Below are 21,596 nucleotides of genomic sequence, written 5' to 3'. Positions count from 1 at the left end.
CCCAGAAGCCATGATAAGCCACGATTTAAATATTACTAATTGATTTATAAAGGTTTTATAGCCATATCAATGGCATCGATTGTTAACATCACGAGCCATCACTTCTTCATCGAATTTGTTTCCGTAACATGGGCCCCGTAGACCAAATTCACCCCCCTCCATCGAGGTCCCATCATGAAAAAGCAAATCCTTGCCGGCCTGTTCATCGCCACCCTGTCCGCAACCGCTTTTGCCCTGCCCCAAGGCGCGACCGTCGCTGAAAGTGGTGCTGATCGCACTGGCTCTTTCCGCGTTGCCGAAGACGGTTCTGACCGCACCAGTGCCTTCCGCGTAGCCGAAAGTGGTTCTGACCGTACCAAAGCCTTCCGTGTCGCCGAAGGTGGTGCTGACCGCACCAATGCCTTCCGTGTCGCCGAAAGTGGTTCTGACCGCACCAATGCCTTCCGTGTCGCCGAAGGTGGTGCTGACCGCACCAATGCCTTCCGTGTCGCCGAAGGTGGTGCCGACCGCACCAATGCTTTCCGTGTCGCCGAAGGTGGTGCCGACCGCACCAATGCCTTCCGTGTCGCCGAAGGTGGTGCCGACCGCACCAATGCCTTCCGTGTCGCCGAAGGTGGTGCCGACCGCACCAATGCTTTCCGCGTAGCTGAAAGCGGTGCTGACCGCACCAATGCCTTTCGTGTCGCCGAAGGCGGTGCCGACCGCACCAATGCCTTCCGCGTAGCCGAAAGCGGTTCCGATCGCACTGGCGCCAACCGCATCAGCTGATCCCTGGAGCAGACCTGAGGCAGGCATTCACGATGTATGCAAACCCTGGAAAGGCAGAAGGCGCCACTTTTGGCGCCTTCTTTCTTTTGGCAGTCAGCAAAAGCAGATGGGGTGCGAGCAGCGTTTTCTGTGGGGGCGAATTCATTGACTCTGTCGGCGTTAGCTGTTGCTAGCCATCAACGGTCGGCCTGAGAGCCCTGTAGGAGCGAGGGGGAGGCCGAGTTCTTGCTCGCGAAATGCGCCCGTTCGCCAGCAAGCTGGCTCCTACAAGGGAGCCAGCCAGTGACAACACTTAACTGGGACAGAGCCATTTCAATCGCTAAGCTGACCGCAGGTCTGCCCTTGTTGGGGCGTCCCCCTCGCTCCCACAAGGAATGCCGCCACTTGCAACATTCAACGCAGGCAGAACCAATGAATTCGCTCCACAAGGCAATGCCACCCCATGAGCCGATCCGTCAGGCAATGCAGGCCTCGAACGCCACTTGCAGTGCCGCCGCATCGATGGCCCCGCGCTTGCCGATAACGATCAGTTGGGTATGCGGCGCCCTGCCCTCCCAGCCGTCCTCGGGTTTGATCTCGCTGCGACTGCCCACCAGGTGCAAGATGCAACGTTTCCCCGGCACCTCGGCAATCTGGCACACGCCCTTGGCACGATAGATTTTGGCCGGCAAGTCCGCCAGCATCTGACGCAAAGCCTTCAGTGACAACGGCTGATCGCAGCTGAAGCTCCAGGTATCGAACAGCGCACCGTGGTCAGGCTGCGTGGCACCGGCCACGAGCGGCGCGGGTCCTGCCGCCACCGGCTTGAACGACATGACCTTGCTGAACCTCCCGACGTCCAGCACCAGGTCCAGCGGCACCTCACCATATTGGCTCTCCAGCAACCGCGCATTCGGGTAGAGCCAGCGCGCTTTCAAGGCCTCGATCTGGCCGCGGCTGACCCGGTCAACCTTGTTCAGCACGATGATGTCGGCCACGTCCAACTGCTCCATGGCCAGTTGCGCCATGTCACCCTCGAGGTTCTCGAATTGCTCGGCGTCCACCACCGTGAGGATGCTGTCGATGCTCAGGGCATCGCGGAACTGCGGGTAACGCAGGGTATTGGCGATTTTGCTTGGATTGGAGACGCCGCTGGCCTCGATAACGATGTACTCGGGACGATTCTGCCGATCATCGAGCAGACGGCCGAGCTGCTCGATCAGGTCACTTTCCACTGTGCAGCAGATGCAACCGTTGGCCAGGCTGACCATGGTCTGGGTCTGGCTGACGATCAATTGGCTGTCGATATTGATGGCGCCGAAGTCGTTCACCATCACCGCCATGCGCAGGCCGTGGTCGCTGGTGAGGATGCGGTTCAGCAACGTAGTCTTGCCCGCGCCGAGAAAGCCGGAAACGATGGTCACCGGGATGCTGCTGCGTCTGCTCATGGCCCTTGGCCTCTTGGCAATGGGCCGGGGCAAGCCCCGGCCGGTTGGATCAGAAGTTCGGCAGATCACCGCGCCAGATTGCGGCATGCTCGGTGTCATCGAACTCGCCCTGGCGGTCCCAGGTCACTTCCCCTTGGAGCAGCGTCAGCTGCACCTGGGTGTTGTGGATGTTGCCCTTGGCCTCGACCTCGAACAGGTTGCGATCGAGCACGATCAGGTCGGCGGACTTGCCGACCTCGATCGAGCCCGCCTTGTCCTCGATGCCCATGCACCAGGCACCATTGAGGGTCATCACGCGAATGGCCTGCTCCAGGGAAATCGGGTTGCCGTAAAAGCTGCCCTCCTCCTCGCCGAACGGGTTTTCGCGGGTGATCATCGCTTCGAAACCGATCCAGGGGTTGATGCTGGAGACCGGCCAATCGGTGCCCATCACCGCCACGCCGCCGGCGTCCAGCACGCCCTTGAAGTTGTAGGCGCGCTGCATGCGGTCTTCGCCGAATACCGCACGTGCATAAGCGAATGATGACGGGAACCAGCCCACCGGCGAGAACTCGGCGGTGACCTGCAACTCGGCGAAACGCGGCAGATTGGCGTCCAGCAGTGTGGTGCTGTGGGCGCACTGGTGGCGCACGCCGCTGTTGCCGTTGCGGCGGCGTGCCTCAGCCACGGCGTCGAGGAACAGGTCGGATGCGCCGTCCCCAGTGCAGTGGGCGATGACGCGCACGCCCTTGCGGTCCATGTCCACCACCATGTCGGTGATGTGTTCCGGGGTCAGGTTCAGGTGGCCGCGCCAACTGTTGTCGCCCGGCCAGGCGCTGGACAGGTAGGACGAGCGCGACTCGTGGGTGCCGTCAAAGTGGAACTTCACCGCGTTGGCATTGAGCCGTGCGCTGCGATAGAAGTGGCGCTCGCCGGCCAGCAGTTCCCAGCGGCGCTTCACCGGGAAGATGTCGTCCTGCCAGCTGATTGCCGCTTCCACCCGCACGGACAACTCGCCCGCCTGGTCGATGGACTTCAGCGCATTGAGGCGATGCTCGCAGACATGGACGTACTTGGTGCCCACCACGCCGTGACCACTCTGGAACTGCACACCTTCACGGTAGGCGCGTTTCAGCGCATGTTGCGGGGTCGGTGGCATGGCGGCATGGATCAGCGCATAGGCGCCATCCACCAGGATGCCGGTGGGCTCACCGGTGACGCTGTCACGCTCGATGTAGCCATGGCGCGGGTCTTGGGTATCGGCGTCGATGCCGGCCAGTTCCAGTGCCCTGGAGTTGACCATCATGCAGCCCCAGGAGCGGTCGAGGATGGCCACCGGGCGGTCGGGCATGAAGCTGTCCAGCCAGTCGCGGTCAGCGACCAACCCGGCCTGCTTGAAGGTGTAGCGCACGAAGTACTGGCCATAGACCCAACCCTCGCCGGGGTGCGCCGCGGCGTAATCGAGGATGGCCTGCTTGACCTGGTCCGGCTTCGGATCTTCCAGGCCCACTTCCAGATAGCCCGCGTAGCCGGGGGCCAGTGCCAGGTCCGGGTGCGTGTGCATGTCGTAGAGACCGGGCATGACGAAGCGGCCCTTGAGATCGAGCACGCGAGTGTTTGCGCCGATCAGCGGGTCGACATCCGCGGCACTGCCGACGGCGATGAAACGCCCGCCGCGAATCGCCACGGCTTCAGCCCAGGGATTGGCCGCATCCACGGTGTAGATGCGCCCGTTGGTCAGCACCAGGTCGGCAGCACCGGCTGGGCCAGGAACGTTAGACGAGCGGAAGTCGGTGTGTTTGTCCATGTCAGGGAAGTCCCGATCAGAAGTCTTTTGGAAATCGGCACGACCGGAGCGCCCGTCAGGCGCTCCGGCAGGCGGATCAACCGACGATCATGTGGCCAAGGAAGGCCAGGATCGGCAGCGAGACGAGCACCCGCAGCACATAGATCAGCAGCAGGTCATGCAACTTCAGGCCGATGTTGGCGCGAATCAGCAGGATGGCCGCTTCGGTGAAGAAGATGATCTGGTTGACCGCAACACCCACCATCACGAAGCGGGTGACTTCGCTCTCGATGCTGGCACCGAGGATCGACGGCATGATGCTGTCGACCATGCCCGCGAGCAGTGCAGGTGCGGCCTTCTCAGCTTCCGGCAGTTGCAGCAGCTCGAGGTACGGCACCAGCGGCACCGACAGGATCTGGAACAGACTGGTGAACTCGACCAGCGACAGGCCCACGCAGCCGATCAGCATCATCGCCGGGTAGACGGAGATGGCGATGTCCAGGCTTACATGCACGCCGTGCTTGACCTGGGCCAGTGGCGAAGGAGCGCTGTCGGCACGCTCGATGGCGCGGCGCAGGCCCAGGGCGAACAGCCCCTCGCCGTCGCGGCGATCGGTCTTCAGCTGTTTGCCAACCGCCGGGTTGTAAGCCTGCGGCTTGCCGCGCAGCGGCGGCAGCTTCGGCACGATCAGGGCACAGATCACGCCGGTGATAGCTACGGCGATGTACCACTGGACGAATACATGCTCCATGCCGATCAGCTTGAGCAGCAGGTAGGAATAGGCGATCGACACGATGGAGTAGTTGGTGGCGATCACGCAGGCCTCACGGCTGGTGTAGAAGCCCTGGCGATACTGCTGGGTGGTGAGGATGATGCCCACGCTGGACGCCGCCAGCCAGGAGGCCAGGCAGTCCACCGCAGCACGGCCGGGCAGCCCGAAAAGCTTCTCGAAAGCGCGGCTGACCAGGCTGCCGATGAACTCCATCAGACCGTAGTCGGTCAGAAGCGGCAGGAGGATGGCGGAGAGGAAGTAGATCGCCAACACCACCGGACCCACGTCATAGAGCATCACGCCACCAGTATTACGGTGCCAGACCCACTCCGGGCCGATCTTCCAGTACACCATCACCATCAGCACCGCGCCGATGGCTCGAACCGCCGTCCAGGCCAGACCCGGGTTGAACAGCTGGATGAAGCGATTGGGATTCTTCTTCAGCGGGCTGAAGGTCACCAGCACGGTAATCAGGCTGGGGATGGTCGCGATGCCGACAGTGACCGGCACCATCATTGGCTTGATGACGTCGTTGATGTAGTCGATGACGAAGGCAATCAGGATGGTGCTGCGGCCGTCGATGTCCATCGGCGTCAGGAACAGCAGCATGCCGAGCAGCGACGGAATAATGAAGCGCAGCAATTGCGCCGTGCTGTACTGGCTCAGGATGCCTCCAGACCGTGGAATGGCCGCTCCGGAATCGGGTTGTTCATGCATGGTCGTCACACCTTCTTGTATTTGTAGTGGATATCGAGCCAGAGCAGCGCAGAGACTCCCGGCACGTGCAAGCTTGATCAGCATTTCTGGATCAGGGCGGATTCAGCGATCAGTCCCGATAGGAACGGTCGAGCCGGTCCAGTCTGCGCAGTTCGGCCTGCCACACCAGATCCACGCTTTCCAGGTGGTAGCACTCGTTCTCGAGTTGGCGGGCAGTGAACTCACAGGCTTCAGGGGATGGAAGGATCAGCGGTCGACCGGTCTTCATGGCCTCCAGTTGAATCTCGCAGGCCTGGTTCAGGTAGAACATCCGGAAGTAGGCTTCAGCCACGCTGCGACCGACGGTGAGCAGGCCATGGTTGCGCAGGATGGCGCACTGCTTGTCGCCCAGGGCAGCGACGATTCGCGCACGCACCTCCAGATCCAGCGGAACGCCTTCATAGTCGTAATAGGCGACCCGCTCATAGAACATCATGTTGGTCTGGTTCAAGGGCAGCAAACCCTCTTCCAGAGCCGCTACCGCCATACCGGCGAGGGTGTGCGTATGCATCACGCAAACCGCATCGTGGCGGTTCATGTGAACGGCACTGTGGACGGTGAAGCCAGCCGGGTTCACTTCGGGCGCCCTGTCATCGAGCTTCTTGCCATTCACATCGATGGCCACCAGGTTGGAGGCGCTGACCTCTTCGGGACGCAAACCGTACTGGTTGATCAGGAAGGCCGGCTCATCCGTCGGCAGACGCACCGAGATATGGGTAAAGACCTGGTCACTCCAGCCGTTGACGTCCAGCAGCCGATAGGCTGCCGCGAGGTCCGTACGGAGCGACTGTTCTGTAGTTGTTCTGTTCATTGCGCGTTCCCGCCAGTCTGGTATCGACAACAAGGTGAGCTTGGCCACCTCCCGGTGCGGACGCGCCTTTCAGACTGCGCCTACTCCACCTTCATCCCTTGTGGCGCAGCTTATGGCGCTTGTTGAGGGCGGAATATCGATTTATCCTCCTGAGACTCATTCCAAAACGTAATGAACTCCCGTGCGCCGACAGCTCCCCAGCATGATCTCCCTGAGTTGTTTTGCCGCCTTCGCTCGGCACATGAGCGTTACCAAGGCAGCCGAAGAGCTCAACCTGACGCAAAGCGCCGTGAGCCGGCAGATCAAGAACCTCGAAGACATGCTCGGCTGCACCCTGGTGGAGCGAGTCAAGCAGCGCCTGCTACTCACCGACTCCGGTCGTGAGTACGTGCAGGAAGTCAGCCTGTTGCTGGATCAGCTGGAAGCGGCCACGCATCGCGTGCGCAGCAGCCACTCCGGACGCCTGCGGGTCGGTGCCGAACCGTCCTTCACCACCCGCTGGCTGTTGCCGAAACTCAAGGAATACGCGCGTCTGCATCCCGAGATCGAGCTGGAGATCATGAACGACCTGCGCCGACTCTACGATCGCCACGAGGGCTATGACGTCGGGATCCTGTACGGCGACGGAGACTGGCCGGAGTTCGATTCGCGCTACCTGATGGCAGGGGAAATGGTCGCGGTGTGCGCACCGGAATTGCTCGAGCGCTATGGTCCGATCATCGATCGGCGCGACATCCTGCGCTATCCGCTGCTGCACCATACCTCGCTCACGACGTTGACCAAGTCGTCCACGCAGCTCTGGCTTTACAGCGCCGGGCTCACCCCCAGGGAGATCGAAGCCCTGCCCGGCCAACGCCTGGAGCATTTCCAGTTTGTGTTGGACGCCGCCCTGCATGGCCTGGGCGTGACGGTGCTGCCACGCTTCTTCGTGGCCAGGGAAGTCGAGGAAGGGCGTCTGGTGATCGCCTGCCAGGAACCGCTGGTTTGCGGCAGCTACTACGTCGTCGTGCCCAAGCAGACGCGCGATTCGAAGATCACCCGCTTCGCCGAATGGCTGTTGCAGTGGGCGGAAGAGCAACCCTGATCATTGATGGGTTGAGATGGGGAGCGAATGAATTGGCTCTGTCCCAGTTATGTGTTGCCACTGGCTGGCTCCCTGATAGGAGCCAGCTTGCTGGCGAACGGGCGCATTTCGCGAGCAAGAACTCGGCGTCCCCCTCGCTCCTACAGGGCTCTCAGCCCGACCGTTGATGGCTAGCAACAGCTAACGCCGACAGAGCCAATGAATTCGGCCCTACAGAATAACCAGTCCGCAATCAGGCCGGATCACGCCGCAACGGCTGGCACATGCAATGCACCCCGCCACCACCCTTGGCGATCATGCTGATATCCGGGTCGTAGACCTTGAGGCCCTGGGCCAGGCACTTCTCCTTCAGCACCTTGCTGGTTGCCGGCAACAACACGCGGCCTTCGCCCAGGGCAACCACGTTGCAGCCCAGTTCCATGGCCTCCTTGAAGGGGATGTCGACGATCTCGATGCCCTTCCCTTTCAGCCAGGTCACCAGCTCGGGCTCCACCGCTTCGACGCAGACTGCCGCAAGGCGTTCGGCGAGCATCACGCAGAGCGCATCCATGTGCACGAAGAACGGGTCCATGCCATAGAGTTTCACCTCCCAGCCTTCGCGCTCCAACCACGCCTGCAACTGCCTCACCGCCGGCTCCTGGGAGCGCTCGCCGGTGTAGCCGCAGAGGATCACGCCCGGCTCCAGCATCATGAAGTCACCGCCCTCGAATGAACCGGCGGTGATCATGTCGTAGATCGGGATGCCGTTGTCCCGGTAGAACTGGATCACCGGGGCGTACTCGCCGCGCCGCCACCACTGTGCCATCTGGGTGACGATGGGACCGAAGGGCGTCATCACGCTGGAGTCACGGGCGAACACCTGATACTTGAGGTTCGGGTCGGTCGGCAACATGTGCACCTTCACGCCGGCTTCCCGGTAGGCATCGACCATTTCAGCATGCTGGGCCTTGGCCACGCGGGCATCGAACTGATAGCCCAGGCGCAGGCTCTTGCGCGAAATGGAGCTGGTTTCCAGCCAATGGTAGTGATCCACCGGGCCAAGCAGTACATCGCGCAGCACACCATATTCGGAGTCCGCGCCCCATTGCTCCAGGCGCGGCGTATCGCCGCCCTCGCGGCGGTGTTTCAGGGTGAATCCAGTCATTGATGATCTCCAGGGTCAGGAATTGGCCATGTGCAGCATGGCGTGCAGCAAGACATTGGCGCCCGCTTCGAGGTCCTCGGGGGCAGCGTTTTCCGCTTCGTTGTGGCTGATACCCTGTTCGCAGGGCACGAAAATCATGCTGGTGGGGGCGACGCGCGCGATATACACCGAGTCATGGCCGGCACCGCTGCACATGCGCAAGTGCGAGTAGCCAAGGGCATCCACGGCCTGCTGCACCGCATCCACGCAGCGCGAGTCGAAGGCCACCGCAGGGGAGTGCCACTCTTCGCGAATGTCGGACTGCAGGCCGAGCCGTGTAGCTTCCTCCTCCACCAGGTGGCGGAAGGCGGCGTCCAACTCATCAAGCACGGATTGCTCCGGGTGACGCAGGTCCACCGCCACCACCAACCGTTCAGGCACGGTATTGCGCGAGCCCGGCTCGGCACGGATATCGCCGAAGGTGACTCGTGCCCAGGGGCCATGGGCTTCAGCCAGGGCGTACAGGCGCTGGAGGATCGGGGCCAGTCCCATGAAGGGATCGCGGCGCACCGTCATCGGTGTCGGCCCCGCATGGACCGGCTGACCAGTCAGCGTCAGGTCATACCAGCGAATGCCTTGCACGCCGGTGACCACGCCGATCTGACGATTCTCGGCCTCGAGGATCGGGCCTTGCTCGATATGCACCTCGAAGGCCGCCTTCAAAGGGCGAGCCTCGGCCGGCGCTTCGCCCAGGTAGCCGATACGGGCCAACTCCTCACCGATGGTCAGACTCAGTTTGTCCGCACGATTGTGGCCATAACCGAGCTCGAAGGCTCCGGCCCAGACCCCAGACCCAATCATGGCAGGCGAAAAGCGCGCACCCTCCTCGTTGGTCCACACCACGACTTCCAACGGTGCTTCGGTGGCGATGCCGGCATCGTTGAGGGATTCGATGACCTCCAGCCCGGCCAGCACACCGTAGACGCCATCGAACTTGCCCCCCGTGGGCTGGGTGTCCAGGTGTGAACCGGTGATCACTGCCGGCAAAACGTCATCCCGACCGGCCCGGCGCGCGAAGATGTTGCCCATGCGATCCACGCTGATGCCGCAACCGGCTGCCCGGCACCATTGCACGAAGAGGTCGCGCCCAGCCTTGTCCAGGTCGGTCAGGGCCTGGCGGTTACAACCACCCTGGGCCGTGGCGCCGATGCGCGCCATCTCCATAAGGCGTGCCCAGAGGCGGTCACCGTTGATGCATAAGGTGTTCGAATCGATTGTTGGCATTGGCTGTCTCCCGGCACTACGCACCCGGCGCCACAGAGGATGTAGCGGGTGCTGAGCATGGGAGTCAGCCTAGGGATGGGTAGTCAGCGCAGCCATACCTAAATTGGGGTACGGCGGCTGAGATAGACCTGTAAGGGATCCTCCCCCGAGTTGCCCTGGGCGCAAGCGATGGCGTTGATGAACAGTGAGAAGAGCTCGCCCTGGGAGCCGATACTCAGCTTGGTGTGAATGTTCTTGCGGTGCACTCGAACCGTGTCCGGAGTGATGTCCAGCGCGCGGGCAATGGACTTCGATGAGTGCCCACGCAGGATCAGTCGGGCCACATCGCCTTCCCGCTCGGTCAGCACCGAGCGGCCGAAGTCTTCGAAGGCACGCTCCAGTTGCGCGTGCAAGGCCTGGCTGGGTGCATCGTTGTACTCAGCAGCCAGCGCACCTTCTGCCCAGTGGCGTTGGGCAGCCGCGCTGACGATGGGCTCGATGCTCTCCAGCGCTTCCAGCTCGGCTGCGTCGAACGGCCCGTGTTCGGCCAGGCGCCCCAACGAGACCGCGATGCCTCCGCCCTCTTCCAGCCGGATCAGGTAATTCACTTCATCCGCCAGCCCATGGGAGACATAGAAGGAACGGTAATACTCCGACTCGTGGAAGTGGTCAGGCGCGATGTCCTGCAACCGCACCAGCCCCTGCCGACGGCCTTCGATACAGGCAAGGTGCACGGGGTCGAGCAGATAAGGCCCTGCCAGGTAGCGCAGCACTTCGTCTCGGCGCTCGGCGCGCACCCGCTCGTCTTCCAGGATCACCGGCCGTTGCGCCGGGCTGTGCACCACGACGAAAGCGCTGTCGATCTCCACCGCCGCGAAAATCGACGTCAGCAACTGACGAGGGAAATCGGCCAGGCCGATCGCCTTGATCAAACAGGCCCCCTGATGCTGCCACTGGGAAAGGTCGAACGTGCTGACGCTCACAGGCCCCCCATCTGGGTTGTTAAAAGGACCGCTGATTCTCCACCAGCCACAGCCGGCGGTCACGCGGGCATCACATTGACATCGATGTTATCGCTAACATAGAGTCGCCATTCCTTTACCAGTTGACGGAGGCGGCGCCATGTTCGCACCAACGCCCAAACCACGTGTCGGCCTGTTCCACACCTGCCTGGTGGACTTCTATCGCCCAAGCGTCGGCTTTGCGGCCGTGCAGTTGCTGGAACAGTCGGGCTGCACCGTCGAGGTCCCAGCCGAACAGACCTGCTGCGGCCAGCCGGCCTTCAACAGTGGCGCCATCGGCCAGGCACGTGCCCTCGCCCGGCAAGTGATCGAAGCCTTCGAAAGGTTCGACTACGTGGTCGGACCGTCCGGCTCTTGCATGGCACAACTCAAGCTGCACTACCCGGAACTGCTGGCCGACGACCCCGCTTGGCATGCCCGCGCCCAAGCGCTGGCCGAGCGCTGTTTCGAGCTGGTCAGTTTCCTCGCCGATGTAAGGGGCCTGGACTCGCTGCGCGCCCGCTACGCGGGCACGGCGACCTACCACGACAGCTGCTCGGGCCTGCGTGAACTGGGCATCCAGCGACAACCTCGCCGGCTGCTGGATCAGGTGGAAGGCCTGACCTTGACTGAAATGCCCGAAGCACAGACTTGCTGCGGTTTTGGTGGCACTTTTTGTGTGAAGTACCCGGATATTTCCGCACGCATGGCCCGCGAAAAGGCCACCAACATCCGTACCAGTGGCGCCGATACCCTGCTCGGCGGCGATATTGGCTGTCTGCTGAACATCAGCGGGCGGCTGAGCAGGCTCGGCATGGACGTACGCGTCTATCATGTGGCCGAAGTGCTGGCCGGTATGGCCGATGGCCCGGCCATCGGCGAAGGGAACCCACGCTGATGGATCTGGCCTCCGCTCAATTCAAACCCGCTGCTCGTGCCGCTTTGCAGGATACCGACCTGCAGGAAGCGATGGCCGAGAACCGCCGTTTTGCCGCCCACGTGCGCCGGCAGGTCGACCTCACCCCAGATTTCCAGGCACTGCGCGATCGGGCCAAGGCGATCAAGGACCACACCCTCGCCCACCTCGATCACTATCTGGAACGCTATGAAGCCGAAGCCACGCGGCGCGGCACCCAGGTGCACTGGGCACGCACCCCGGAGGAGGCCCAGGACGCCGTGCTCGCCATCTGCCGCCAGGCCAATGCGCGCCACGTCATCAAGGGGAAAACGATGATCGGCGAAGAGATGGGCATCAACGCCGCCCTCGCCCGCGCCAGCATCGAACGCCATGAGACCGACCTCGGCGAGTACATCCTGCAACTGGCCGACGAACCGCCCAGCCACATCAACGGCCCCGCCATCCACAAGACTTTGCGGCAGGTGCAGGCCCTGTTCCATGAGCACCACCAGGGCCTTGGCCGCAACCATTACCTGCTGGATCCCATCGAATTGCTGGACGAGGCGCGCCGGCTGCTGCGTGATCGCTTCGTCAACGCGGATGTCGGTATCACCGGGGCCAACTTCCTGATTGCCGAAGACGGTAGCCACGTACTGGTGACCAACGAAGGCAACGGTGACCTGGCCAGCACCTTGCCGCGGGTCCGCATCGTCCTGGCCAGCATCGAAAAGGTGCTGCCCGCACTGGCCGATGCAGGTACTCACCTGCAGTTGCTGGCCCTGAGTGCCACCGGCCAGCCGCTGACCAGCTACACCTCGATCTATGGCGGCCCCAGTCATGCGGATGATCTCGATGGCCCCAAGGAATGCCACGTAGTACTCCTCGACAACGGCCGCAGCGAAATGCTCGCCGGTGAGTTTCGCCCCATGCTGCGCTGCATCCGCTGCGCCGCCTGCATGGACAACTGCCCGGTGTACAACTGGGTTGGCGGCCACGCCTACGGCTGGATCTATCCCGGCCCCATGGGCTCGGTGTGGACCCCCAACCTGGTCGGCCTGGAACAGACCACCGACCTGCCCAACGCCTGTACCCTTAACGGTCGCTGCGCCCAGGTCTGCCCGATGCAGATTCCACTGCCCGACATGATGCGCGTGCTGCGCAGTCGACAATGGAGCCAGCGACTCACCGCCCGCACCACGCGGTGGGGACTCACGCTGTGGGCAGCGATCGCGCGCCGCCCCGCACTCTACCGTCGACTGACCGCGCTGCTCGCCCAAGCGCTGGGGCGCCTGGGCCAGGTGCGTGGTCGTTTCAGGCACCTGCCAATGGCCGGTCACTGGACGCGGGAGCGCGACATGCCGGCGCCGCAGGGCGCTACCTTCCAGCAACTCTGGCGCCAGCGCCAATCGCAGAAGAATGAGGAACACCCATGAGCAGCGCCCGCCAGCAGATCTTCGCCAACCTTCGTGGCGCCCTGGGACGTCGGGCCGAAGATGGAGTCGCCTCGCCACCTTCCATCGCCCTGGGCACCATCCCGTTGAATGACAGGAGCGGTGAAGTGCTTGAAGCCCGATTTCGCGAGCGCCTGGCGATGACCGGAGTCACGCTGGAAACCTTGACCCTGGATGAAGTCCCCGCCGCGGTCGCCGACTACCTTGCCCGCCATGCGCTGAAAGGCTCAACCGCCATAGCCCCGGCACTGGCCTCGCTGGCCTGGTCCGCTCGGGAACTGCCCGTGGACATCGGAACTGCAGATCGCCAGCACACGCTGGGTGTTGGCCAGGCCTATGCCGGCGTCGCAGCCACCGGGAGCCTTGTCATGGTGGCAAGCAGCCAGAGCCCGTCCGCCCTCAATTTCCTACCGGAGCATCATCTGGTCGTTCTATCCAGGGCACGCCTGCTGGGCCACCTGGATCAACTCTGGCCGCTTCTGGCGCGCGAAGGAGCATCGGCGTCGCAAGCCATCCAGCTGATCACCGGCCCCTCCAGCACCGCAGATATTGGCGGCCAGCTCCTTTATGGCGCCCATGGGCCGCGCGCGGTGCATGTCCTGCTCGTGGACTAGCGGCGCAGTGCAGTTGATTCCCGCGCCACCAGCTCGCTGCCCACATCGATGTTGGCCGCCCAGGGCTCTTCGCCCTTGATGCGCTGGCAGAGCAGCTCCACCGTCGAGTTGGCTACTTTCTCGGCGGGTATTCGCACGCTGGTCAGTGAAGGGGCGGCCACCCGTGCGATCGGCAAGTCACCGAAACCACAGATACCCAGGGTTTGCGGCACAGCAATGCCCAGGCGCTGGCAGGCGAACAAGGCGCCAATCGCCTGCATGTCGTTGGTGAAGAACGCGGCATCGCAGTCCAGCTCGCCACGAGCGAGGCGCTCGATCATATCGACGCCGTCCTCGATGCTCGGAATGGCCGAGGTCTTGTAGCGCTGCGGCTCAACCCCGAGCCCATCCAGCACCGCACGGCGAAAGCCCTGGAAACGCAGGTTTTCCCGCTCGTCGTCGTAGCCGAAGAACGCTGGCTTGCGGTAACCGCAGGCCACCAGGTGGCGACCTGCCGAAGCGCCAGCTGCCCAGTTTGAGAAGCCCACCACCTGGCCCACGGGCTGGCGAGGCACCTCGCCCTCGGGCAGGTCCCAGAGTTCGATCACCGGGATTTCCGCGGCCTGGAGCAGCTCCAGTGTTTCTGGAGAGTGGTAGCCGTAGGCGAGGATCAGGCCATCGAGCTGCCGACCGAGGAATGCACGAAGCAGCTTGCCCTCCTCCTCCTGGGAGAAGCGGGTTTCACCGATCAACATATGAAAGCCGGCGCGGGCCAACCCCTGCTGCAGGGTCTCGATGGTCGTCGCGAGAATGGGGTTGGTGATGGTGGTGATCAGGGCGCCGACAATGCCGCTGCGTCTGGTCACCAGTTGGCTGGCGGCCAGGTTGGGCACGTAGCCCAGTTCACGCACGGCGTGGTCGATCTTCTGCCGTGTCTGCTCGGAAACGATGTCCGGTTTGGTTAGCGCCCGCGACACCGTCATGCTGGAAACCCCAGCCATCCGGGCAACATCCTGTAGCGTGGGTTTGCTCTTGATCGACATCATGGCCTCTGGCGCCTTTCGGGTACAGGCATTATCCCTGTCCGTCAGGCGCCGAACATCCTTTATCGGCACATGCATGAACCCTGTGGGGGCGAATGCACTCTCTGAGGGCAACGCAGCTACCCCATTGGAGGCCAGGGGCGAACCTGCGGTCCGCTTAGCGATTGAAATCGCCCCCCACAGAAATGCGCTGGCCGCGCCCTGTTACTGCAGGAACTCCGCGTGCTCCCAGACCTCGATCACCGTTGGGCGGTCCGCCTGGGCGGCCGTCTTCAGCAGCTCGCTCAGGTGCTCCAGGCTTTCGGCCCGCCCGGCGTTGCAGCCGAAGGCCTTGGCCAGGCCGAGGAAGTCCGGCGTGTAGATGTCGACGCCGATGGTGGGGATGTCGCGATTCTGCATGTAGCGCTTGATCTCGCCGTAACCACTGTTGTTCCACAGCAGCACGATGATCGGGGCGTTCGCCTCTACGGCAGACGCCAGTTCCGGCAGGGTGAACTGAATACCGCCGTCGCCGATCAGAGCCACCACCGGGCGCTGCGGTGCAGCCAACTTGGCGCCTACCGCAGCCGGCAGACCGTAACCGAGAGTGCCGTAGCCCGTGGCCGAGTTGAACCAGGAACGCGTCTGCGTGGCCTCGAACAGATGATTGCCGGAATACACCGGCTGGGTGGAGTCGCCCGCCACGATCAGGTCCGGCAGGGCCTGCTGCAGCGTGGCCAGTACCTTGCGCTGGCCGGCCCAAGCCGCAGGCCACTGGGCCTCCAGTTGCTCGCGCACGGCAGCCGCGCGCTGCGAACCGGCGCTGTCGGCACTGAAGTGGGCGCCTTCGCCCAGGGCATCGGCCAGGGCGGCCATGGCCAGGCGCGCGTCACTGAGGATCGCGAGGTCAGCCGGGTAATTGCGGTTCAGCTGCTCGGCGTCGATGTCCACGCGGATCAGGGTGCTCTCGATGCGGAAGTTGCCGTCGAACACCACGTCATAGTCCGTCTCGCCCAGCTCGGTGCCGATCGCCAGCACCAAGTCCGACTCCAGCACCAGCTTGCGCACCGGCACCCAGGCCTGGTTGCAGCCCAGGGCCAGCGGATGGCCCTTGGGCAGCACGCCCTTGGCGTTGATGGTGTAGGCAGTTGGCGCATCCAGGGTTTCCACCAGGCGCTGGGCCTCAGCGCCGGCATCGGCACAGCCGCCGCCCAGTAGCACCAACGGACGCTTGGCGGTCTTCAGCAGCTCAGCGGCGCGAGTGATAGCCGCCGGGCACGGTGCCGGACGGCTCGGTTGGGCACCCAGCTTGCGGCGCACGTGATCAGCCGGGGCGGTGATGACGTCGATCGGGATCTCGATATGCACCGGGCGTGGACGCGCGCCGTTGAACACGGCAAAAGCACGGGACAACACTGCCGGCAACTCGTCGGGACGCATCAGGGTGTGACTGAAAGCCGCCACGCCGGACACCAGGTTGCGCTGCGACGGCAGCTCGTGCAGGCGACCGCCGCCCATACCCAACTGCTCGGTGTTGTTGACGCTGGAGATCACGAGCATCGGGATGGAGTCGGCATAGGCCTGGCCCATGGCGGTGGTGATGTTGGTCATCCCCGGCCCGGTGATGATGAAGCACACGCCTGGCTTGCCACTGACACGGGCATAACCGTCGGCCATGAAGCCCGCGCCCTGCTCATGGCGCGGGGTGATGTGCTTGATCCGGGTAGCCGGCAAGCCGCGATACAGCTCAACCGTGTGCACACCGGGGATACCGAACACGGTATCCACGCCAAAGCCTTCCAGCAGCTCAACCAGCAGCTCTCCGCAGGTCAACATGGGCAGTTCTCCAAAGGGGATGGGTTCAGAATGAGCAACACTCTAACACCGCTTTGTTATCGCTAACATAGCGTTCGTCAGATTTTCCTTTCCGGCCTGATTGGATGCCTGGACCGTGCGCCTTACTTCCCCTCTCCCGCAAGCGGAAAAGGGGTAAGGCACACGGCCGTTTCAACCCAGGAACAGCTTGCAGGCCGGGTTGTCGCTCTCGTCCCAATAGGGGTAACCGATCTCGTCCAGCGCTTCATTGATCAGGTGGCACTCGTCCTCGGGCACCTGCAGCCCGGCCAGCACGCGGCCATCGGCAGCGCCGTGGTTGCGGTAATGGAAAAGGGTGATGTTCCAGCGCCCGCCGAGCTTGTCGAGGAAGTTGAACAACGCACCCGGGCGCTCGGGAAACTCGAAGCGGAACAGCCGCTCCTCACCGATGTACGCGGCGCGGCCTCCGACCATATGGCGGATGTGCAGCTTGGCCATTTCGTTATCGGTCAGGTCCAGCACCGGATAGCCCTGACTGCGCAGGCTTTCCACCAACGCCGCGCGCGGATCATTTTCCGGATGGGTCTGCACGCCGACAAAGATGTGCGCTTCGTCGTCGGTGTTGTAGCGGTAGTTGAATTCGGTGATCTGGCGCTTGCCGATCGCTTCGCAGAAAGCCTTGAAACTGCCCGGCCGCTCCGGGATCGTGACGGCGATGATGGCTTCACGCTGCTCGCCCAGCTCCGAACGTTCGGCAACATGGCGCAGGCGGTCGAAGTTGATATTGGCGCCGGAGTCGATGGCGACCAGGGTCTGGCCGTGAACGCCTTCACGCTCGACATATTTCTTGATGCCCGCCACGGCCAAGGCGCCGGCAGGCTCGGTGATCGAGCGAGTATCGTCGTAGATGTCCTTGATCGCCGCGCAGATCTCGTCGGTGCTGACGGTGACCACCTCATCGACGAACTGGCGGCAGAGCTCGAAGTTATGTACGCCAATCTGCGCCACCGCAACGCCATCGGCGAACAGACCGACCTGACCGAGCACCACGCGCTCACCGGCAGCCAGGGCCGCTTGCAGGCAGTTGGAGTCATCCGGCTCGACGCCGATCACCTTGATCTCCGGGCGCAGGTACTTCACGTAAGCAGCGATTCCGGCGACCAGCCCGCCGCCACCGACCGGCACGAATATCGCGTCGAGTCGTCCAGGATGCTGCCGCAGGATTTCCATCGCCACCGTGCCCTGCCCTGCGATGACGTCCGGATCGTCGTAAGGCGGCACGAAGGTGTAGCCCTCCTCCTCCGCCAACTTCAGCGCGTGGGCCAGTGCTTCCGGAAAAGCATCGCCGTGCAGCACCACCTTGCCGCCGCGGGATCGCACGCCCTGCACCTTGAGCTCCGGTGTGGTGCGCGGCATGACGATGGTCGCCACGACTCCCAGGCGTTTCGCCGCCAAGGCCAGGCCCTGGGCGTGATTGCCAGCCGACGCGGCGATGACCCCGCTCGCCCGCTCCTCGGTATTCAGCTGCACCAGCTTGTTGTAGGCGCCACGAATCTTGAAGGAGTAGACCGGCTGCAGGTCCTCCCGCTTGAGCAGGATCTGGTTGCCCAGTCGCTCGCTCAACTGACGGGCAGGTTGCAGCGGCGTTTCAATGGCGACGTCATACACCGGCGCCGACAGCGTCTTGCGCACGTAGTACTTGAGCAGGCTTTCGCGGGAATCGCGCGGAAATTCCGTCAGGTCACTGGCGGGCTGGAAAGCGAGGGTGGTCATGCACGTCTCCTGGTTCGACATTTTGGCCCAGGAGACAGAAGAAGAAACCCGCCTCAAGGGCGGGTTCGGTGTGGTTGCTGGCTAACCCGCCATTGCTGGAATGGCGGTAATAATCGATTGGCCGAACAACGACAGGGAATAATTCATGCGACGCACTTTAGGGTGGGTCGGTGGAATGGGTCAAGGGGTAGATGTCGTCGGAAGTGCCCGGCGTAGCGGAACGCCCCAACCTGACGCCAATCTCAGGTTAGGCGATCGACATGTCAGCTGACGCTAGCCTGGGTGCTGACGTCATTCGAGGCTTGCCATGTTTCGATCAGTTGTCGCGCTGTTGCTGCTCCTGCTCACGGGTTGAGCCCAGAATCCGTCTGGACTGCCACCCGATGGCGGCCTGCAACGGCCGGTACCCTTCGCAACCATGTCTTTGTCAGTCCCGCCGCAGCAACGACGAGGCAGTGGCTGCCTTGCATGCAGCCGCATAAGGCCTAGGGTTGTTGGAGTCTGGTTCACGCGACGGAGGCTCTGGCCATGTGGCAGGCAGTGCTGCTCGACATCAGCGGGGTGCTCTACGAGGATGACCAGCCCTTGCCGGGGGCCCTGCAAGCAATGCGAACGCTGCAGGCCAACGGCTACCCATTGCGGCTGGTCACCAATACCTCCCGGCAGGGCAAGACGGCCATCCACCGCAAACTGACCGCCATGGGCTTCACGGTCGTCCCCGAGCAACTGTTCAGCGCACCGCAGGCTGTGCTCCGCCACGTTCAGGCACACGGGCTACGGCCATACTGCCTGATCCATCCAGACCTCGAAGAGGAGTTCGCCGAACTGCTCGACTTGCCAGAGCCCAATGCCGTGGTCCTCGGCGATGCGGAAATGCGCTTCGACTACCCCCACCTCGACCGCGCGTTCCAGTTGCTGATCGAGGGCGCACCGCTAATCTGCATGGGTGACAACCGCTACTTCCGCAGCCAGGGAGCCCTGCACCTGGACGCTGGCCCCTTTGTCCGCGCGCTCGAATACGCAGCAGGCAAGCCGGCGTTGGTGCTCGGCAAGCCGTCTGCGGATTTCTTCGCCAGTGCCCTGGATGAGCTGGGTGTCAGGCCCGATGCGGCGCTGATGATTGGCGATGACGTCGAGGCGGACGTCCTCGGAGCCCTGGCCGCCGGACTGCATGCCTGTCTGGTGAAGACCGGCAAGTACAGGCCCGGCGATGAGTTGAAAGCACCGACGGCACTGCTGGCTTCGGACTTGGCCGAGGCCGTTCAGCGCTACTGCTGATCGGCTGTTACGCGCCGTACTCAATCATCGCGGGTCAGCACTTCCAGCAACTCGATCTCGAAGATCAGGTTGGAGTTCGGTTTGATGTGTTCGCCAATCTGACGATCTCCATAGGCGAGATGCGCAGGGACGAACAGCTTGCGCTTGCCCCCGACCTTCATGCCCATCAGCCCCTTGTCCCACCCCTGGATGACCCGGCGGGTGCCGATGACACACTGGAACGGCTTGCCGCGATCGTAGGAGGAGTCGAACTGGGTGCCGTCCTCCAGGTAGCCGCTGTAGTGGGTCGTGATCAAAGCGCCTTTGACCACTTCTTTACCGTCACCGAGTTGGATATCTTCGACCTTCAATTCGCTGCTCATGACCTGTTCTCTTTCGTTCGGTCAGCGCCAGGTGGCTGCCCCGGCTGCGTTTTCTCAAGATTTGTCCGCCCTGGCAAGCACCCGGCCCTGAGCTAACGTGACCCACAGCCCGCGGCGTCAATCATTTTCGGAAGGGATTTCATGCTCGCACTTGTCCAAAGCCATCCGCTGGTTGCCTGCAGCGTCCTGTTGCTGGTGGACCTGCTCGCCTGGCGCGCGATCCCGACGGAGCAAAGGGCATGGCGCGCGTTCTGCCGCCTGGTGCTTTTTCTGCTCTATAGCTGGGTCTTGATCGACGCCGGCGTCAGCCCCTTGCAGCCGCCGCCCTTTACCGAGACCGCCCACAACCTCACGGCAACGGCGCTGGAGATCGTCTGGTGGCTGTTCGGTGCGCGGACTCTCACCGTCGTGTTGGGCCTGTTGATGCCGCGTATCGGTCATGCCGGGCGGCTGTTGCAGGATGTGCTTGGCGCGGTGATCTTCCTGATTGCCATCGTGGCCGCAGCGGCCTACGTGATGCAGCTGCCAGTCAAGGGGCTGCTCGCCACCTCGGGCGTCATGGCCATCGTCATCGGCCTGGCTTTGCAGAGCACCCTGAGCGACGTGTTCTCCGGCATCGTCCTGAACACCACCAAGCCGTACCAGCTGGATGACTGGATCGCCATCGACGGCACCGAAGGCAAGGTGGTGGAAATCGACTGGCGCGCCACCCATCTGCTGACCAGCCAGGGCAATACGGTGGTGATTCCCAACTCGGTGGCGGCAAAGGCGAAGATCCTCAATTACAACCGCCCCAACGACATCAACGGCGTGTCCATCAGCCTGACGATCCCGGCCCAGGTTCGCCCTCGCCGGGTGCTGGACGCCCTGGAGAAGACCATCCAAGGCATCAGCGCCCTGCTCCCGGACCCAAAGCCCAAGGTCGCCATAAAAGGATCGGACCTGAACTCGATGCAGTATGAAGCCAGTGGCTTCGTACGTGCCGGGACGAACAAGGCCGAGATCCGCAACCTCATGTACGACCTGGCTCATCGTCATCTGGAGGCTGCTGGCATTGCCTGGAACACCGACCTGGCCCAGACGCCCTGGACACGCCAGCGCCTGCTGCTGGATGACGTGAAGATCTTCCGTGCACTCAGCAGCGACGAAAAGGATCGCTTGAGCCAGAGCATGCTGGCCGTGGAGTTCCCGACCGGCCAGGTGCTGCTCGCCGAGGGCGAAGTCTCCGACTGCCTGCTGGTGATCGCCACCGGCGTCGTCTCGGCCTCCGTCGCCGATGGCAACGCCATGGTTGAGGTCGGCCGCATGGGGCCGGGCGAGATTCTCGGTGAAGAAGGCATCGTCAACGACTCGCCCTCCCAGGCCCGTTTCACCACCCTCACCTCCTGCGTCCTTTATCGCATCGAGAAAGACACCATTCGCACCTGCCTCGACCAGCGCATCGAGGTCCGCTCCGCGCTGAATCGGCTACGCAGTTTCCGGGAGCAGGCCAGCAACTCGTTACTGCTGCAAAAGCCACAAGCGATCAAGAAAGGTGGCTTCCTGAGCTGGTTGCACAAGAAATAAGCGTCCCGCTCCATCTTTCCCGACCCTGAGTCGTCCACCGTTCATCCGGTGATGCGACGTTTAGAGTC

At 63.1% G+C, this 21,596-nt stretch carries 18 protein-coding genes; 7 read left to right on the top strand and 11 right to left on the bottom strand.

The genetic code is table 11. The annotated features are described in order from the left end of the window. Positions 1 to 174 precede the first annotated feature (174 nt). A complete protein-coding gene (locus J7302_RS24240) occupies positions 175 to 768 on the top strand; it encodes a hypothetical protein (protein ID WP_215380794.1) in 594 nt (197 codons plus the stop codon). 455 nt (positions 769 to 1,223) lie between these two features. On the opposite strand, the gene J7302_RS24235 is transcribed toward J7302_RS24240, so the two are convergent. From J7302_RS24235 to J7302_RS24220, 4 genes are all read right to left on the bottom strand, one after another. Next, positions 1,224 to 2,195 carry a CobW family GTP-binding protein gene (locus tag J7302_RS24235; RefSeq protein ID WP_215380791.1) on the bottom strand — a complete coding sequence of 324 codons (972 nt, stop codon included), beginning with the start codon at positions 2,193 to 2,195 and terminating at the stop codon, positions 1,224 to 1,226. A 49-nt stretch (positions 2,196 to 2,244) separates the two neighbouring features. Then, positions 2,245 to 3,981 carry an amidohydrolase gene (locus tag J7302_RS24230; RefSeq protein WP_215380789.1) on the bottom strand — a complete coding sequence of 579 codons (1,737 nt, stop codon included), beginning with the start codon at positions 3,979 to 3,981 and terminating at the stop codon, positions 2,245 to 2,247. A 76-nt stretch (positions 3,982 to 4,057) separates the two neighbouring features. Beyond that, positions 4,058 to 5,449 carry a YjiH family protein gene (locus J7302_RS24225; protein WP_215380787.1) on the bottom strand — a complete coding sequence of 464 codons (1,392 nt, stop codon included), beginning with the start codon at positions 5,447 to 5,449 and terminating at the stop codon, positions 4,058 to 4,060. A gap of 109 nt (positions 5,450 to 5,558) precedes the next feature. Continuing rightward, positions 5,559 to 6,299 carry a class II aldolase/adducin family protein gene (locus J7302_RS24220; protein ID WP_215380785.1) on the bottom strand — a complete coding sequence of 247 codons (741 nt, stop codon included), beginning with the start codon at positions 6,297 to 6,299 and terminating at the stop codon, positions 5,559 to 5,561. Between the two features lie 181 nt (positions 6,300 to 6,480). On the opposite strand from J7302_RS24220, the gene J7302_RS24215 reads away from it, so the two are divergent. Beyond that, entirely contained in the window at positions 6,481 to 7,383 is a 903-nt protein-coding gene (locus J7302_RS24215; protein WP_349814473.1) for a LysR substrate-binding domain-containing protein, read from the top strand. A 232-nt stretch (positions 7,384 to 7,615) separates the two neighbouring features. On the opposite strand, the gene J7302_RS24210 is transcribed toward J7302_RS24215, so the two are convergent. The 3 genes from J7302_RS24210 to J7302_RS24200 all read right to left on the bottom strand — a co-directional run bounded on the left by J7302_RS24210 (position 7,616) and on the right by J7302_RS24200 (position 10,752). After that, the gene (locus tag J7302_RS24210; protein WP_215380783.1) at positions 7,616 to 8,527 is read right to left on the bottom strand and encodes a dimethylarginine dimethylaminohydrolase family protein; all 912 of its coding nucleotides are present in this window, start codon (positions 8,525 to 8,527) and stop codon (positions 7,616 to 7,618) included. Positions 8,528 to 8,542: 15 nt separating this feature from the next. Continuing rightward, positions 8,543 to 9,790, bottom strand: coding sequence for a Zn-dependent hydrolase (locus J7302_RS24205; RefSeq protein ID WP_215380781.1), 1,248 nt, complete (start codon positions 9,788 to 9,790; stop codon positions 8,543 to 8,545). A gap of 98 nt (positions 9,791 to 9,888) precedes the next feature. Then, positions 9,889 to 10,752 carry a LuxR family transcriptional regulator gene (locus tag J7302_RS24200; protein ID WP_349814472.1) on the bottom strand — a complete coding sequence of 288 codons (864 nt, stop codon included), beginning with the start codon at positions 10,750 to 10,752 and terminating at the stop codon, positions 9,889 to 9,891. 139 nt (positions 10,753 to 10,891) lie between these two features. On the opposite strand from J7302_RS24200, the gene J7302_RS24195 reads away from it, so the two are divergent. Genes J7302_RS24195 through J7302_RS24185 form a run of 3 tightly spaced genes read left to right on the top strand, consistent with a single transcriptional unit; the run spans position 10,892 to position 13,733 of the window. Continuing rightward, complete coding sequence (locus tag J7302_RS24195; RefSeq protein WP_215380779.1) at positions 10,892 to 11,668, top strand: (Fe-S)-binding protein; 777 nt, start codon at positions 10,892 to 10,894, stop codon at positions 11,666 to 11,668. Then, positions 11,668 to 13,101, top strand: a complete 1,434-nt coding sequence (locus J7302_RS24190) for a lactate utilization protein B (RefSeq protein ID WP_215380777.1) — start codon at positions 11,668 to 11,670, stop codon at positions 13,099 to 13,101. The genes J7302_RS24195 and J7302_RS24190 overlap by 1 nt, the downstream gene beginning before the upstream one ends. Next, a complete protein-coding gene (locus tag J7302_RS24185; RefSeq protein ID WP_215380775.1) occupies positions 13,098 to 13,733 on the top strand; it encodes a LutC/YkgG family protein in 636 nt (211 codons plus the stop codon). The genes J7302_RS24190 and J7302_RS24185 overlap by 4 nt, the downstream gene beginning before the upstream one ends. Here the strand turns inward: J7302_RS24185 and J7302_RS24180 are convergent. From J7302_RS24180 to ilvA, 3 genes are all read right to left on the bottom strand, one after another. Next, a complete protein-coding gene (locus J7302_RS24180) occupies positions 13,730 to 14,758 on the bottom strand; it encodes a LacI family DNA-binding transcriptional regulator (protein ID WP_251702246.1) in 1,029 nt (342 codons plus the stop codon). The genes J7302_RS24185 and J7302_RS24180 overlap by 4 nt on opposite strands. Before the next feature lie 201 nt (positions 14,759 to 14,959). Continuing rightward, positions 14,960 to 16,570, bottom strand: coding sequence for a 5-guanidino-2-oxopentanoate decarboxylase (locus J7302_RS24175; RefSeq protein ID WP_215380773.1), 1,611 nt, complete (start codon positions 16,568 to 16,570; stop codon positions 14,960 to 14,962). Positions 16,571 to 16,741: 171 nt separating this feature from the next. Then, positions 16,742 to 18,256 carry a threonine ammonia-lyase, biosynthetic gene (gene ilvA / locus J7302_RS24170; protein WP_215380826.1) on the bottom strand — a complete coding sequence of 505 codons (1,515 nt, stop codon included), beginning with the start codon at positions 18,254 to 18,256 and terminating at the stop codon, positions 16,742 to 16,744. Positions 18,257 to 18,850: 594 nt separating this feature from the next. Here ilvA and J7302_RS24165 point away from each other — a divergent pair. Next, positions 18,851 to 19,600, top strand: a complete 750-nt coding sequence (locus tag J7302_RS24165) for a TIGR01458 family HAD-type hydrolase (protein WP_251702245.1) — start codon at positions 18,851 to 18,853, stop codon at positions 19,598 to 19,600. A 20-nt stretch (positions 19,601 to 19,620) separates the two neighbouring features. Here the strand turns inward: J7302_RS24165 and J7302_RS24160 are convergent, their stop codons facing one another. Next, positions 19,621 to 19,962 (bottom strand): FKBP-type peptidyl-prolyl cis-trans isomerase, encoded by a 342-nt coding sequence (locus tag J7302_RS24160; protein ID WP_215380770.1) that lies wholly within the window; start codon positions 19,960 to 19,962, stop codon positions 19,621 to 19,623. A 141-nt stretch (positions 19,963 to 20,103) separates the two neighbouring features. Between J7302_RS24160 and J7302_RS24155 the strand changes: the two genes are divergently transcribed. Further along, a complete protein-coding gene (locus J7302_RS24155) occupies positions 20,104 to 21,528 on the top strand; it encodes a mechanosensitive ion channel family protein (RefSeq protein ID WP_215380768.1) in 1,425 nt (474 codons plus the stop codon). Positions 21,529 to 21,596 lie beyond the last annotated feature (68 nt).

The organism is Metapseudomonas boanensis, assembly GCF_018704125.1.
Classification (GTDB): domain Bacteria; phylum Pseudomonadota; class Gammaproteobacteria; order Pseudomonadales; family Pseudomonadaceae; genus Metapseudomonas; species Metapseudomonas boanensis.
The sequence above is the reverse complement of the archived record's forward strand: the minus strand, read 5'-3'. Positions and strand labels throughout refer to the sequence as shown.